The organism is Paenibacillus flagellatus, from assembly GCF_003217775.1.
Taxonomy (GTDB): domain Bacteria; phylum Bacillota; class Bacilli; order Paenibacillales; family NBRC-103111; genus Paenibacillus_AB; species Paenibacillus_AB flagellatus.
Window position 1 is genome coordinate 45778 of sequence record NZ_QJVJ01000014.1, and the last position, 15048, is coordinate 60825.

Annotated in this window: 13 protein-coding genes; all 13 read left to right on the plus strand. The window is 59.4% G+C overall.

Annotated features, from left to right (window positions below; genetic code table 11):
* Positions 1-4 precede the first annotated feature (4 nt).
* The 13 genes from nuoI to mreB all read left to right on the plus strand — a co-directional run bounded on the left by nuoI (position 5) and on the right by mreB (position 15009).
* The gene (gene nuoI, locus DLM86_RS25975; RefSeq protein WP_110842986.1) at positions 5-463 is read left to right on the plus strand and encodes an NADH-quinone oxidoreductase subunit NuoI; all 459 of its coding nucleotides are present in this window, start codon (positions 5-7) and stop codon (positions 461-463) included.
* Positions 453-977: an NADH-quinone oxidoreductase subunit J gene (locus DLM86_RS25980; RefSeq protein WP_110842987.1), complete on the plus strand. Its 525-nt coding sequence runs from the start codon at positions 453-455 to the stop codon at positions 975-977. The genes nuoI and DLM86_RS25980 overlap by 11 nt, the downstream gene beginning before the upstream one ends.
* 4 nt (positions 978-981) lie before the next feature.
* Positions 982-1293 carry an NADH-quinone oxidoreductase subunit NuoK gene (nuoK, locus tag DLM86_RS25985; protein ID WP_110843079.1) on the plus strand — a complete coding sequence of 104 codons (312 nt, stop codon included), beginning with the start codon at positions 982-984 and terminating at the stop codon, positions 1291-1293.
* Between the two features lie 95 nt (positions 1294-1388).
* Positions 1389-3272 carry an NADH-quinone oxidoreductase subunit L gene (gene nuoL / locus DLM86_RS25990; RefSeq protein ID WP_110842988.1) on the plus strand — a complete coding sequence of 628 codons (1884 nt, stop codon included), beginning with the start codon at positions 1389-1391 and terminating at the stop codon, positions 3270-3272.
* Positions 3262-4896 (plus strand): complex I subunit 4 family protein, encoded by a 1635-nt coding sequence (locus tag DLM86_RS25995; RefSeq protein ID WP_110842989.1) that lies wholly within the window; start codon positions 3262-3264, stop codon positions 4894-4896. Before nuoL ends, DLM86_RS25995 begins: the two co-directional genes overlap by 11 nt.
* 7 nt (positions 4897-4903) lie before the next feature.
* The gene (locus tag DLM86_RS26000) at positions 4904-6445 is read left to right on the plus strand and encodes an NADH-quinone oxidoreductase subunit N (protein WP_110842990.1); all 1542 of its coding nucleotides are present in this window, start codon (positions 4904-4906) and stop codon (positions 6443-6445) included.
* Between the two features lie 190 nt (positions 6446-6635).
* Positions 6636-9416, plus strand: a complete 2781-nt coding sequence (locus DLM86_RS26005) for a S8 family serine peptidase (protein WP_245954916.1) — start codon at positions 6636-6638, stop codon at positions 9414-9416.
* Positions 9417-9431: 15 nt separating this feature from the next.
* Positions 9432-9680 (plus strand): DUF1146 family protein, encoded by a 249-nt coding sequence (locus DLM86_RS26010; RefSeq protein ID WP_110842991.1) that lies wholly within the window; start codon positions 9432-9434, stop codon positions 9678-9680.
* A gap of 313 nt (positions 9681-9993) precedes the next feature.
* Positions 9994-11322, plus strand: coding sequence for a UDP-N-acetylglucosamine 1-carboxyvinyltransferase (gene murA / locus DLM86_RS26015; RefSeq protein ID WP_110842992.1), 1329 nt, complete (start codon positions 9994-9996; stop codon positions 11320-11322).
* A 165-nt stretch (positions 11323-11487) separates the two neighbouring features.
* Positions 11488-12519, plus strand: a complete 1032-nt coding sequence (gene spoIID / locus DLM86_RS26020; RefSeq protein WP_110842993.1) for a stage II sporulation protein D — start codon at positions 11488-11490, stop codon at positions 12517-12519.
* A gap of 306 nt (positions 12520-12825) precedes the next feature.
* Positions 12826-13365 (plus strand): peptidoglycan DD-metalloendopeptidase family protein, encoded by a 540-nt coding sequence (locus tag DLM86_RS26025; protein ID WP_342773120.1) that lies wholly within the window; start codon positions 12826-12828, stop codon positions 13363-13365.
* Positions 13366-13538: 173 nt separating this feature from the next.
* The gene (gene spoIIID, locus DLM86_RS26030; RefSeq protein ID WP_110842995.1) at positions 13539-13826 is read left to right on the plus strand and encodes a sporulation transcriptional regulator SpoIIID; all 288 of its coding nucleotides are present in this window, start codon (positions 13539-13541) and stop codon (positions 13824-13826) included.
* Positions 13827-14007: 181 nt separating this feature from the next.
* Positions 14008-15009: a rod shape-determining protein gene (gene mreB, locus DLM86_RS26035; protein ID WP_110842996.1), complete on the plus strand. Its 1002-nt coding sequence runs from the start codon at positions 14008-14010 to the stop codon at positions 15007-15009.
* Positions 15010-15048: the final 39 nt, after the last annotated feature.

The following is a 15048-nucleotide window of genomic DNA, read 5'->3' on the forward strand; positions in this document are numbered from 1 at the left end:
CCCTATGAAAGGGATTGTCAAAGGACTCGGGCTTACGTTCAAAACGATGCTCCAGAAAAAAGTGACTTACGCCTACCCCGACGTGCCGCTCGAGCTGCCGGACCGGTTCCGCGGCATCCAGCACTTCGATCCGGAGAAATGCATCGTCTGCAATCAGTGCGCACGGATCTGCCCGACCGAATGCATCACGTTGACCGGGAAGAAAAATCCCGACCCGGAGAGCAAGATGAAGCTCGTCATCGACACGTACGACATCAACTTCGAAATTTGCATTTTGTGCGACTTGTGCACGGAAGTATGTCCGACGGAAGCGATCGTCATGACGAACAACTTCGAGCTCAGCACGTACAGCCGCGACGATCTGTTCAAGAACATGGAGTGGCTGCATCAGAACAATACGAACGTGCGAAAGGAAAACAACGCGGCGACGCCCAAGGGAGGAGCCAAGAAGGATGCTGGGTAACATTGCGGATTTTTTCTCGAGCGGCGCGAACATCGTCTTTTTCCTGTTCGCGTTGTTCGCCATCGGCGGCGCCATCTTCATGATCAGTTTCACGAAGGTCGTGTCGATGGTCGTCTCGGGAGCCGTTACGTTTCTGAGCTTGGCCGGCCTGTACGTGCTGCTCGAGGCGGAGTTCTTGGCTACGGTACAAGTGCTTATCTACGCCGGGGCGATCTCGATTCTGATGATTTTCGGCATCGTCATGACCCGTCACCAGGGCGAAGAGCAGGAGTCGAAGCGCCCGTGGCATTATGCGCTGCTCTGGATCGGCATCGCGGGGCTGTTCGGCGTTCTGTTCTACGCGTTCCAGCAGGTGACGTTCCCGCAAGGAACGCGCCAAGCCGCGGAAGACAATACGCTCGAAATCGGCAAGCTGCTGTTCAGCGAGCACGTCATCCCGTTCGAGCTCATGTCGATTTTGCTGACCGTGGCGTTTATCGGCGCCATCGTCCTGGCGAAGAGGGAGGAAGAGTAGGATGATGACCGATACGGTACTGCCCTACCTGACGCTGGGCGCGATTTTGTTTTGCGTCGGCTTGTACGGCGCGCTGACGAAGAAAAACGCGGTCGTAGTCCTGCTGTCGATCGAATTGATGCTCAATGCGGTCAATTTGAACTTGGTCGCGTTTTCGAAATTCGGAGTGAATCCGTCTTTGCAAGGTCAAATTTTCTCCTTGTTCAACATGACGGTGGCGGCGGCGGAAGTGGCAATCGGCATTGCCATCCTGATCGCGCTGTACCGCAACAAAGGGACGTCGAACGTGGACGAAATGAACGAATTGAAACGGTAATCCCGTTCGATCCCGCTTCAGCCGGAAAGCCGCACGACGTCACCTTATCGTAGCAAGCGTTGCGTCCGTACGCAGCGCTCTCAGGAGGAAAAACAATGGAATCGTTCGCACAAATCGCCTGGCTCGTTCCACTGTTTCCGCTGCTCGCGTTCCTCGTTCTCTTGGCCGCCGGCCGCCAATGGAAGGAAGGAGGCGCCTACGTCGGCATCATCGCGACGCTCGCCTCGTTCGTCGTATCGGCGCTCGTGTTCGCGGAACGTCTCGGGGAAGGCGCCGAGGATTACACGTGGAACAGTCTGGAATGGCTCAAGCTCGGGGATTATTCGCTCTCCATGGGGTACGAGATCAACAATCTGAACGCGCTCATGCTGCTCGTCGTTTCGCTCGTCAGCCTGCTCGTGAATGTGTATTCGAAAGGGTACATGCACGGGGACGAGCGAATTTCGGTGTTTTACAGCTATGTCGCGCTGTTCACGTTCGCGATGCTCGGCGTGGTCATGTCGGAAAACCTGCTCGAGCTGTACATCTTCTGGGAACTGGTCGGCTTGGGCTCGTTCCTGCTGATCGGATTCTGGTACTTCAAGCCGGAAGCGAAGGCGGCGGCCAAGAAGGCGTTCATCATGACGCGGATCGGCGACGTCGGACTGTTCCTCGCCATCCTGCTCTTATTCTGGCACATGCCGGGCCACGCGCTCGACTTCTCGAGCATTCATAACGCGTTCGCCGAAGGGAAAATATCGGGCGGAACGGCGACGCTGATCGCGCTGCTCATCTTCGTCGGAGCGGTCGGCAAGTCGGGCCAATTTCCGCTGCACACCTGGTTGCCGGACGCGATGGAAGGCCCGACGCCGATCAGTGCGCTGATCCATGCGGCCACGATGGTCGCGGCAGGGGTTTACTTGGTGGCGCGGACGTTCGACATATTCCAAGCGTCGCCGGCGGCGCTCGATACGGTCGCTTACGTCGGCGGCTTCACGGCGATATTCGCCGCGACGATCGGCGTGGCGCAAAACGATATCAAGCGCGTGCTAGCCTACTCGACGGTCAGCCAGCTCGGCTATATGATGATGGCGCTCGGCGTGAGCGCAACCGTCTCGGCGGGCATGTTCCACCTGTTTACGCACGCGTTTTTCAAAGCGCTGCTGTTCCTCGGGGCGGGCAGCGTCATTCACGCCGTACATACCCAGAACATTCAAGAGATGGGCGGCCTTTCGTCGAAAATGAAAGTGACGACATGGACGTTCGCGATCGGTACGCTTGCGCTGTCGGGCATCCCTCCGTTCTCGGGCTTCTGGTCCAAGGACGCGATTTTGTCCGAAGCTTATCACGGCGGGCGCTACGGCCTGTTCGCCGTCGGTCTGATCGCCGCGTTTTTCACCGCGTTCTACATGTCGCGCCTGTTCTTCCTCGTCTTCACGGGCAAGCCCCGCGGGGAGCATCATGCGCACGCGCACGAATCGCCGGCCGTCATGACCGTGCCGCTCGTCGTCTTGGCGGTCTTGGCCGTCATAACCGGCTTCCTGATGACGCCGTTCAACGGCTGGTTCGGCGAATGGCTCACCGGACATGCGGGCGAGGAGCACGGTGCGGCGCTCGTCATGCTGCTGTCGACGGTCGTCGGGCTGCTCGGCATCGGCCTCGGCTACTTGATGTACGTGAAGCGGAGCTTCTCGCCCGACGCGATTCCGAACGGCGCGCCGTGGCTGCATCGTCTCGTGGAGCGCAAATATTATATCGACGAGCTGTACGGGGCGGTCATCGTCAAGCCGCTGAAAGGGATCGGCTTCGTCCTGACGCTGTTCGACCGGTACGTCGTGGACGGCGTCGTCCGTTTGTGCGCGTCCGTCGTGACGGGGCTCGGCAAAGCCGGCTCGCGCGTGCAGGACGGGCAAGTGCAGACGTACGGTCTCGTCACGCTGCTCGGTCTGGTCGTCCTGACGCTGGTGTTCGTCGGAAGGAGGTTTTGGAATGTTTGGTAGCTGGCCCATACTTTCGACGATCGTCTTCTCGCCGCTTCTCGGCATTCTGGCGCTCCTGTTCGTCCCGAAGCACAAGGGCCGCGCGCTGAAGACGGTGGCCATCGCGGCCACGCTCGTCCCGCTGGTGCTGTCGGCTTTGCTATACGCCGACTTCCGGCACGACGCCTCCGAGCTGCAATACAAGGAGGACGTGACTTGGATCCAGGTGCCGCTCAGCAAAGAAATCAGCCAAATCAGCGAAGCGAAGGAGTTTTACTACCAATTCGACTACACGCTCGGCATCGACGGCTTGTCGCTGCCGCTCGTCTTCCTGACGTCGCTCGTGACCGCCATGGCCGCGCTGGCGTCGGTTCACCTGAAGAAACGGTGGAAGGCGTTTTACATCTGGTTTTTGCTGCTCGAGATCGGCATGTTCGGCGTCTTCATGGCGCGCGATCTGTTCCTGTTCTTCCTCTTCTTCGAGCTTACGCTTATCCCGATGTTTTTCCTCATCGGTATCTGGGGGTATATGGATCGGGAGAAGGCGGCGAACAAGTTTTTGATCTACAACGGCATCGGGTCCGCGATCATGCTACTGGCGTTCCTCATAATCGTGAATACGGCCGGCTTTACGATGCAGACGGTCGGGGAAGCGACATCCGTATTCTATAGCGGCAGTCTGGACGTCATCACGAAGAACCTGTTCCAGGATCCGGCGGCGTTCGTCCATGCGGGACCGGAAGCGTTCCCGGAAAATCCGTTTTATTGGAGCGATACGCTGAAGTGGACGCTGTTCCTCATGCTGCTCGTCGCATTCGGCATCAAGCTGCCGATCTTCCCGTTCCATACGTGGATGCTGAAGGTGCATACGGAGGCGCATCCGGCCGTCGTCATGATTCACTCGGGCATTTTGCTGAAAATGGGGGCGTACGGGCTGCTCACGTTCGGGGTCATGCTGTTCCCGGAGCAGGCGAAGCAAGCGGCGCTGGCGATCGCGATCCTCGGCGTCGTGAACATCCTGTACGGGGCGGTTCTCGCGTTCCGCCAATCGGATTTCAAGCTGATACTGGCTTACTCCAGCATCAGCCATATGGGCGTCGTGCTGCTCGGCATCGCGGCGTTCAACGAGATCGGCCTGAAGGGCGCCATCTTCCAGCTCGTCTCGCACGGCCTCATCTCCGCGCTTATGTTTCTGCTGGTCGGGAGCCTGTACGAGCGGACGGAGACGACGGAAGTTCGCAAGCTGGGCGGATTGTCCGCGACGCTGCCGTTTCTGTGCGGCTTCCTGCTGGTGGCCGGCATGGCCTCCCTCGGATTGCCGCTGCTGTCCGGATTCGTCAGCGAGTTTCTCGCCTTCCTCGGGCTGTTCGACAGTATGCCGGTCGTCACCGCGATCGGGGCGCTCGGCATCATTCTCACCGCGGTTTATGTGCTTCGCGGGATTATGAAGGTCAGCTACGGCCCGTTGCCGGAAGCGTACCGGGGCTTGCGCGACGCCCGTCTCGTCGAGGCGGTGCCGATGATTACGCTGACCGCGTTCATCGTGCTGATCGGCGTTTATCCGGCCGTCTTGAGCGAACCGATGCAGCAGACCGTGATCGGGATCGACCAATGGATTCAAAACATCGCGAAGATGGGAGGGTAGATAGACCATGGATCAACTGCAACGTTTGACGGCGGGCGATATTTGGCATCTGGCGCCGGAGTTGACCTTGGTCGTCTCCGCCGTCTTGCTGTCGCTCATCGATCTGCTCATGCCCCGCTCCGCGAACCGGACGGTGCTCGGCTGGCTGGCCATCGCCGGTGTGGCCGTCGCGGCCGCGTTCGTCGTCGGCGACATCCAGTCGCTGAAGCCGGGGGCCGGCGGCCAGCCGGTGGAGCCGATTACGCTGCTCGGCGGAAGCTGGCGCATCGACGATTACGGAAATTTGTTCAAGCTGTTGTTCCTCGGAGGAACCGCGCTCGTCCTGTTCATGAGCATCGGCAACATCAAGGAGGACGACATTCCGCACCGGGGCGAGTTCTACTATCTGTTCCTGCCGGCGACGATCGGTGCGATGGTGCTGGCCTCGTCTGCGGACCTGATCACGCTGTTCGTGGGACTCGAGCTGCTCAGCATCACGTCGTATGTGCTCGTCGGCATGCGCAAGAAGCGATACGCCTCGAACGAGGGAGCGTTCAAATACGTCGTGACGGGCGCGATTTCGTCGGCCATCATTTTGTACGGGATGTCGTTTCTGTACGGCATGTCGGGCTCGACGAATTTGGCGAAAATCAACGAGGCGCTCTCGAACGGGTATTCGTCGTTCGAGCCGCTCATTTACGTATCGTTCTTCCTGCTGCTCGCCGGGTTCGGGTTCAAAGTGGCGGCTGCGCCGTTCCACATGTGGGCGCCGGACGTCTACCAGGGCGCTCCGACGCCGGTTACGGCGTACTTGGCGGTCGTCTCCAAAGCGGCCGGCTTCGCCATCGCGTTTCGGGTGCTGTATAACGTATTCGGCTTGCGCGGGCTGCGCGAGACGACGTTCCATGGCGATTTCCTGACGGCGCTGCTCGTGCTGGCCGCCGCGGCGATGGTCGTCGGCAACTTCGTGGCGCTGCGCCAACGCAACATGAAGCGGCTGCTCGCGTATTCGGGCGTCGCCAACGCCGGCTACTTGCTCGTGCCGATCGGAACGGAGTTCGGCTTGGTGCATTTCTCGAACTTCTCGGAAATGTTCTTTTACTTGATCGCTTACTTGTTCATGAACATCGGCGCGATCGCCGTCTACGCGATCGTAAGCGATTCGTCGGGCAACGAGAACGTCTCCGCCTTCGCCGGGCTGTATTACCGGTCTCCGGCAACGGCCGTCGGCATGGTCGTGCTGCTGTTGTCGCTGGCGGGGCTGCCGGTGACGGGAGGATTTTTCGGCAAGCTGTACATCATGCTCGGCACGCTGCAAATGCACCATTATTGGCTGGCGGCCGTCATGATCGGTACGAGCATCGTATCGTTCTACTACTACTTCGGCGTCATCCGTCAAATGTTCATGCGTTCCGGCTCGGAGGAAGCCGCTCTGCCGGCGTCCGTCACGGGGCGGATTACGATGTGGATCTGCGTTGCAGGTACGCTGCTGACCGGATTTTTCCCTCATGTGGTGCTCCGGTACATCGAGTCGATCTTCAGCGTTCCGTACGACATGTTCATCCAATAATCCGACCGCCGCGGCGGTCGTACGATCAGCCTTCTCCGGCTTCATGCGCCGGGAAGGCTTTTTCGTCTTCTTGGGGCGAAAACCGTAGGCCTTTCGTCCTTATTTTGTTACAATAGAAAGGGTTGTCCGCTTGAACGGCGAATGATTTACGTTCGGAACAAAATGTGGGGAAAGCAAGAGGATACCGCCAATGAAGCGAAGCCAACGCGTACTTGCACCATGGGTGAGCCTGTTCGCCATTTGGATGATGATAGGAATCGGAATCACGGCCGGAGCGGGATCGATGTCCGCCGAGCCGCCGGCGCCCTCCCCGGCCTTCGAGCCGAAGGCGGGAAGCGGAACGTGGATCGTGGGATGGAAGGGAAATCCCGATCCGGAGCTTGCGGCGTCCGCGGTGATCGTCCGGGAGTATGCGTCCTCCGGTACGGCGGTCGTTCGGCCGGCCGCGGGGGAAGAGCCCTCGGAATGGCTCAACCGCTGGGAGCGGTCGCCGCACGTGCGCTACATCGTGCCGAACCGGGAGGTCGGCGTGGCGGCGGCCGCTTCCAACGACCCGCTTCTCGACAAACAAACGTATTTGCAGCAAACGCACACGATCGACGCGTGGACGCAAGTGACCCGCAACGAATCGCTCGTCGTGGCGGTCATCGATACGGGCGTCGATCTGGATCACGCCGATCTGAAAGGCAATCTCGTGACCGGCGTCAACCTCATTCAGCCGGGGCTGCCTCCGAGGGACGACAACGGTCACGGCACGAACGTGGCGGGTGTCATCGCGGCAATCGGCAACAACGGCAAGGGCGTATCGGGTATGCTGTGGAAAACGGGCATTATGCCGATCAAAGCGCTTGAGCCAAGCGGCCGGGGCGACGAGGACAAGCTCGGGGAAGGGATTCGCTACGCCGTCGACCACGGGGCAAAAATCGTCGTCATGTCGGTCGGCCTGCTCCGCAACGACTCGTATTTGGAGGAGATCGTCCGCTATGCGGAGGAGCGCGACGTGCTGCTCATCGCCGCGACGGGCAACGACGAGGGTCGGAACGTCCGGTACCCCGCCGCGTATCCGAGCGTCATGGCGGTAGGCGGCATACGCGACGACAACAGCGTCGAGGAGCGGTCCAATTACGGTCCGGAGCTCGATATCGTCGCGCCGTGGTCGGTGTTTACGACGGCGGCCGGAGGCAAATACGAATACCGGGACGGCACGTCGATGGCCGCGCCCCAAGTGGCGGCGGCCGCGGCGATGGTGTGGGCCAAGTACCCGGCGATGAAGGCGCACGAGGTTCGCAATTTGCTGCGCCAAACCGCTCAAGATATCGGGGAGCCGGGCTGGGACGAACGGACCGGTTACGGCCTGCTCCGGGTGGATCGCGCCCTGAGCGAGCCGTACCGCAACGATATGTACGAGCCGAACGACCGGATGGCGGACGCGAAGCCGTATTCGATCGGCCGGATGATTTCGGCCGAGCTGCAGGGGGGCGCGGATCAGGATTGGTTTTCGCTCGACTCGCCGTATGACGGCACGTTTACGCTGCAGGTGCTGGCCGATTCGGCGGCTCCCTCGGCGCTGAAGCTGACGCTTGCCGGCCCGCACGGGACGACGGTTCAACCGATCGTTCCCGGACAATCGACGGAGCTGTCGCTGTCCAAGGGGATCAACCGGATCGCGCTGCAGTTCGACAACGGCCGGGAGACGGCCGCCTGGACGTACCGGATGACCGGCTCGTTCGCCATTTACCGCGATCCGTTCGAGAACAACGACCGGCAATATAAAGCGTACAAGCTGTATCCCCGCAGTCAGACGGTCACCGGCACGTTCGATGTCGAGGACGACGAGGATTGGTACGCGATGACGTTCGAGCAGTCGGGCAGCCTGAATGTCAAAGTGACGCCCGACACGAAGCGGATCGATCCGCTGCTGACGTTCCAGAAGAAGGGCGAGCGTGCGGTGACGATCGACGATAACGAAGACGGGGAGCCCGAGCTGTATGCGGTTGACGTATTTCCGGGCACGTATTACGTACGGGTGGGGAAAACGCACCCCGATCCGGCTATCGGCGAATATGAGCTGCAGTTCGATTACAATCCGAAATATATCGATCCGAACGAGCCCAACGACCGCTCGTTCCAAGCGACGGTCGTAAGCTTGGATTCGCCGTACGAGGGCGTGTTCGATCGCTCTACCGATGTGGACTACTATAAATTTACGATATACGAACGCAGTCTCGTCCGGTTGTCGGTTTCCGGCGTTCCGGCCGGCCGGGAAGTCAGCGCTGCGCTGCAGAACAGCGCCCTCGGGTTGGTCGTGCGCGGGACGAACGCACCGGGCACGGGCGGCCTTGACATGACCGTTCCGCTCAATTCGGGCACGTATTACGTCCGGATGGGGACGGACGAGGCGTTTCAAGATCGGATGTACCGGCTGCTCGTGCACGCCGACAAGCTGACCGGCAACTATATCGACATCGGCGACCATTGGGCGAAGGATGCGATCCTTGAGCTGACCGACCTGCATATCGCGGAAGGCTACGGAACGTATTCCTTCGAGCCCGATGCGAGCATTTCGCGGGCCGAGGCGGTGACGCTCGTCGTCAAGTCGTTCGGCTACTCGAAACGTAAGGACGCCGCGTTCCCCGACTTGCCGACCGACCATTGGGCATACGATCCCGTTTCGAAAGCGCTGCAGGCGGGCATCGTCCAAGGCTACCCGGACGGCCGGTTCGATCCGGACGGGCAATTGAGCCGCGTCGAGATGGCGGTGCTGTTCGCCAAGGCGCTCGGCCTCGGCGGCAAGCTTAGGGGCGATGTGCCTTTCACGGACATCGACGCCGATTATTGGGCGCTGCCGATTTTGAAGCAGATGAAAGCGGAAGGCTGGATTACGGGCTACGACGACGGGACGTTCGCGCCGGACCGGCCGACGTCGCGGGCCGAGTTCGCGGTCATGCTCCAGCGCATCATTCACCGGTAGGAAGGATGAAATCGGATGGACACGGACGTATTGGACTATTCGATGGGGATGACAAGCCTCGTCTCGATCACGGTCGTGCTTCTTTGCATCGGTCTGTCGTGGTGGGCGCTGCAGCAATTTCGGTTCGACCTGTTCCTGAAGCAGCCGAGGAGCGCCCCGGCCAAAATGCTGCAGGTGCTGCTCTCGGTCGCGCTCGGCTACGAAATCGCCCGGTTCGTGCTCGATTATTTCAGCTGGTCCCGGATGCTCAAGGGGATGTTTTAGCGGGGGAATAACATTGTTGCATGTTGTCAACAATGGTAATACAGCTGTTTTCATGAAAATACGGCGCACGACTACCGATCCAAAATGAAGAGCGGTTACGAAACCTTTAGCTAAACGCGTGCGGCAGCCACCTTTTGACAGTTGTCAGGCCGAAAGCGGGGGTGCTACACTGAACGTTGGGCGTTCGGAGACTTCGGTCTCCGGCCGAACGTTATACATACCGGAAACGAACGGGCAGAGCGGCTTTTTGCGAAAATGCCGAACCCGACACGTTTCGATCGTACCACTCTTAGAAGCGCGGAGGGGGAACAAGATGAGCAAAATAATCGTCCGCGGCGGCAAACGATTGTCGGGAAGAGTCAAAATCAGCGGGGCCAAAAACGCCGTACTGCCGATCATTGCGGCTTCTTTGCTGGCGGAGGAAGGCGAAAGCGTCATCCACGACGCGCCTCCACTAGACGATGTCATGACGATCAGCCAAGTATTGAAGTCGTTGGGCGTCCGCGTCCATTATCATAACGAGACGATTCGAGTGAATGCCGAACACATTTCGTCCTGCGAAGCGCCATACGAATGGGTACGCAAAATGCGGGCCTCGTTCCTCGTCATGGGGCCGCTGCTTGCCCGCCAGGGCTATTCGCGCATCGCGCTTCCCGGCGGCTGCGCAATCGGAACCCGGCCGATCGACCAGCACCTGAAAGGCTTCGAGGCGATGGGAGCGGAAATCGGCCTCGGCCAAGGCTATATCGAAGCCCGCGCGAAGGGGCGCCTGCGCGGAGCGAAAATTTATTTGGACGTCGCCAGCGTCGGCGCGACCGAAAACATCATGATGGCGGCCTCGCTGGCCGAAGGGACGACCGTGATCGAGAACGCCGCGCGCGAGCCGGAAATCGTCGATCTCGCCAACTACTTGAACGCGATGGGGGCCCGCATACGCGGCGCCGGCACGGGGGTCATCCGGATCGACGGCGTCGAACGGCTGAAGGGCACGGTGCATACGGTCATACCGGATCGCATCGAAGCGGGAACGTTTATGATCGCCGCCGCGATATCGGGAAGCTCGCTGTTTATCGAGGGCGCGATCGCGGACCATTTGCGGCCCGTCATCTCGAAGATGCAGGAGATGGGCGTTTCGTTCGCGGAGGACGAGAACGGCATTCACGTCTCGACTGACAAGCCGCTTCGGGCGGTCGACGTGAAGACGCTGCCTTATCCGGGATTCCCGACCGACATGCAGTCGCAGATGATGGCGCTGCTTGCCGTATCGGACGGCACCGGCATCGTGACCGAAACCGTATTCGAGAACCGGTTCATGCACGTCGAGCAGTTTTGCAACATGCAGGCGCAGATCAAGGTGGAGGGACGGACCGCCGTCGTCACCGGCAACGCGAAGCTTCGCGGAGCGAAGGTGTGCGCGACCGATCTGCGCGCGGGAGCGGCGTTGATCTTGGCCGCGCTGGCCGCCGAAGGCGAGACCGAAATTACGGGCATCCATCACATCGACCGCGGCTACGTCGACATCGAGCGGAAGCTGCGCGATTTGGGAGCCGATATACGCCGCGTCGTACCGGTGGAAGAACCGGAGCCGGTAACGAGCCACGAAATGAACATATTCAGCGCCGTACAGCCGACATGGGCGTGACGGCGGGTTGAAGCGGATCGGCTTCCCTTGCGGAAGCCGGTCTTTTTTTGTCTATGTCGAAACGCCGGTCGAGCGGTTCTAGCCTCTCTCGATTTCTCATAGATATAAGAACAAGCAAGATCCGCTAGAACGCCGGGCTTGCCGACTACTTAACGGAGGAATCGTATGAGAAACCGCATATCCGTCCGGCCTTGGATGCCTATCGTCACCGCGATCGCCGCCCTGCTCTCGATTACGCTGCTGCTGCCCGGTATTCTAGTAAAGCGGATATCCGGGGGAAGCTCCGATGTCGCCGCGCCCAGCGTCGCCTTGCGGGAGGAGACGAAGCCGGTCTTGATTCCGGTCTATCGGACGCGCGAGGAGCGGGTCGATCGGGTGCCGCTCGAGACGTACGTCCGCAACGTGCTGGCCGCGGAAATGCCGGCCGAGTTCGAGCTGGAGGCGCTGAAAGCGCAGGCGATCGCCGCCCGCACCTATATCGTGAAGCGGTGGATGGACGGGGATACGTCCCAGGTGCCCGTTCAAGGTGCGCTCGTCACCGACACCGTCGCGCATCAGGCCTACGTTACCGAAGAGCAGATGAAACGGAACTGGCCGGGAGACGAATTCGCGAAGCGGCTGGACAAGCTGAACCGCGCGGTCAATGAGACGGCGGGGTTGATCGTCACTTATCAGCATAAGCCGATCCAGGCGGCCTTCTTCTCGACCAGCAACGGTTATACCGAAAATTCGGAAGACTACTGGCGGGATTATATCCCTTACTTGCGCAGCGTGCCGAGTCCGTGGGACAAGGAGCTGTCCCCCAAATTTACGGCTACGACGACGATGAGCGTGCAAGAGTTCGCGAAGCGGCTCGGCATCGGGGCGATTCCCGCATCGGCCGGAGCCGGCGGGGGCATGAAAGTGTTGGCGACGACGGCCGGTCACCGGGTGAAGACGATGTCGGCGGGGGGCAAGACGTTTACCGGGCGGGAAGTCCGGGAGAAGCTGGAGCTGAACTCGTCGCAGTTCACCTGGAAAATTACCGGCTCGACGATCGAGATTACGACGACCGGCTACGGGCACGGCGTCGGCATGAGCCAATGGGGCGCGAACGGCATGGCGAAGGAAGGCGGCTCCGCAGAGTCGATCCTCAAATACTATTACAAAGGCGTAGAGCTGGAAAGCGCCTCCGCCTTCATCGCCCCTTCGACTTGAGCTTAGGGCGCCAAGCGGTTGACGAATCCGGCCGTTTGAAAAAAATCTAGCACCGTGCATATCCCTCGCGTATAAAACCTATCGATCTGGCAACAATGGTGACTGAGGTGATATGACATGAGTGATCAAAAAGAAAAAGAGTTGCAGACTCAAGAGAGCGCTCCAAAATCGATCGATGGAGCCGTAAAGCCTTCCCGCTGGAAGCGGATGATGGCGAAGAAATGGGTATTCCCGGCGACTTACATGGCAGCAGCGGCAATTATCTTAACGTTAATGTGGGTCTATACGGATTCGGGCGTTAAGAATTTGTCCGAAGACGACCTCGGACTCGACGTCGCCAAGACGCAGACCGTGACGGACGCCACGAACAAGCCGGATGCGCTCGCTGTAGCCGCCAACACCGAAACGATGCAATGGCCGGTCAAAGACCGCAACGAAGTGGAATTGGTGATGCAGTTTTTCGACAGCAAAGCGTCCAGCGAAGTTCGCCAAGCCGCAATGATCGAATACGGCGACACGCTGACGCCGCACGTCGGAGTCGACTTCGCCCGCCAGGACGACAAGCCGTTCGAGGTCGTCGCCGCCATGAGCGGCAAAGTGACGAGAGTGGAAAAAGACGCGATCGTCGGCTCGCTGGTCGAGATTACGCATCAAGACGGAACGGTCACGATTTACCAAAGCTTGTCCGACGTGAAGGTCGCGAAGGACGTGCAGGTGAAGAAAGGCGACGTCATCGCCTCGGCCGGACGCAACGAGCTGGAGAAAGACATGGGCAACCACGTCCACTTCGAAGTCCGGCAGAACGGAACGCCCGTCAATCCCGAATCGCTGATCGGCGCGAAGTAATCCGAATCACCCGCTACATATAGCCGCGATGAAGCAGAAGGTGCGCCTTCTGCTTTTTTTGTCGTTTGCAAAAATAATTGCACCCGCAAGCTTGTCAGGCTTGGAAACAAAGAATATATGGCCCTGCCCCTCATATACTGTACCAAACCAACTCGAGTAGGGAGGCGAGGGGCGTGCACGATTACATCAAAGAGCGTACGATCAAGATCGGTCGCAGTCTTGTGGAAACGAGGCAGACGGTCCGCACGATTGCCAAGGAATTCGGAGTTTCGAAAAGCACGGTTCATAAAGATTTGACGGAACGGCTGCCCGAGATTAACCCGGAATTGGCCAACCAGGTGAAAATGATACTGGAATACCACAAGTCGATCCGGCATCTCCGGGGAGGCGAAGCGACGAAGGTCAAATACAAGCGCACCCGCCAATCCAAGCCGGCCGATCATTTGGTCACGGCCCGATAAGCCTAATCGCCCCAAAACTTTCTGGCTGCCGTGCGAAACGAAAAGAGGAGTTTTGAAAAAGTTGTCGAAATAAGTATACTTATGGTATGGCGTAAGTATCGTAAGGACGGTTCGCCGGCGGACGAAGGAAAACGCCATGCGAAATCGGCATGGCTCCGTTATGCTCTCGGGAGGATGTAGGATGTTTAGCAAAGATATCGGAATCGATTTGGGCACGGCCAATGTACTCATTCACGTCAAAGGGCGGGGCGTCGTGCTGGATGAACCATCCGTGGTGGCGATTGAAAGCGATTCGAAGCGGGTGCTCGCGGTCGGCGAGGAAGCCCGGCGGATGGTAGGGCGTACGCCCGGCAATATCGTGGCGATCCGCCCTTTGAAAGACGGAGTAATTGCCGATTTTGAAATTACCGAGCTCATGTTGAAGCATTTCATCTTGAAGGTCGGCGGCAAGCGTTGGTACAGCCATCCGAGAATTCTGATCTGCGCGCCAGCCAACATCACTTCCGTCGAGCAGAAGGCGATTCGCGAGGCGGCGGAGCGAAGCGGTGCAAGGGAAGTATATCTGGAAGAAGAACCGAAGGCCGCAGCGATCGGGGCTGGAATGGACATATTCCAGCCTAGCGGCAATATGGTCGTCGACATCGGCGGAGGGACGACCGATGTCGCCGTTCTGTCCATGGGCGATATCGTCACCTCCTCCTCGATCAAAGTGGCGGGGGACAAGTTCGACGCGGCCATCATGAAATATATCAAGTCCAAGTACAAGCTGTTGATCGGAGAACGGACGTCCGAGGATATCAAGGTCAAAATCGGAACGGTCTATTCGGATTCGCGCAAAGAGGAGATGGACATCCGGGGGCGGGACATGGTTTCGGGCTTGCCGCTGACGGTGACCATCCGATCGGACGAAATCAAGGAAGCGCTGTGGGAGCCGGTATCGTCCATCGTCTCGGCCGCCAAGGTCGTGCTGGAGCGGACGCCTCCGGAGCTTTCGGCGGATATTATCGACCGCGGCGTCATCCTGACCGGCGGCGGCGCGCTGCTGCACGGCATCGACCAGCTGTTGGCGGACGAGCTCAAGGTGCCGGTGCTGATTGCGGACAATCCGATGAGCTGCGTCGTGCAAGGGACCGGGATCATGCTGGATAATTTGGATAAAGTTACGAAGAAAAAACTGGGCTAATCGTACCGATATAAGGTGTAGGATTAAACGTTTCCAGGA

Bases quoted from the DNA above. Each gene is read 5' to 3' on its own strand.
- nuoI (WP_110842986.1), top strand. From the start codon at position 5: ATGAAAGGGATTGTCAAAGGACTCGGGCTTACGTTCAAAACGATGCTC.
- DLM86_RS25980 (WP_110842987.1), top strand. From the start codon at position 453: ATGCTGGGTAACATTGCGGATTTTTTCTCGAGCGGCGCGAACATCGTC.
- nuoK (WP_110843079.1), top strand. From the start codon at position 982: ATGACCGATACGGTACTGCCCTACCTGACGCTGGGCGCGATTTTGTTT.
- nuoL (WP_110842988.1), top strand. From the start codon at position 1,389: ATGGAATCGTTCGCACAAATCGCCTGGCTCGTTCCACTGTTTCCGCTG.
- DLM86_RS25995 (WP_110842989.1), top strand. From the start codon at position 3,262: ATGTTTGGTAGCTGGCCCATACTTTCGACGATCGTCTTCTCGCCGCTT.
- DLM86_RS26000 (WP_110842990.1), top strand. From the start codon at position 4,904: ATGGATCAACTGCAACGTTTGACGGCGGGCGATATTTGGCATCTGGCG.
- DLM86_RS26005 (WP_245954916.1), top strand. From the start codon at position 6,636: ATGAAGCGAAGCCAACGCGTACTTGCACCATGGGTGAGCCTGTTCGCC.
- DLM86_RS26010 (WP_110842991.1), top strand. From the start codon at position 9,432: ATGGACACGGACGTATTGGACTATTCGATGGGGATGACAAGCCTCGTC.
- murA (WP_110842992.1), top strand. From the start codon at position 9,994: ATGAGCAAAATAATCGTCCGCGGCGGCAAACGATTGTCGGGAAGAGTC.
- spoIID (WP_110842993.1), top strand. From the start codon at position 11,488: ATGAGAAACCGCATATCCGTCCGGCCTTGGATGCCTATCGTCACCGCG.
- mreB (WP_110842996.1), top strand. From the start codon at position 14,008: ATGTTTAGCAAAGATATCGGAATCGATTTGGGCACGGCCAATGTACTC.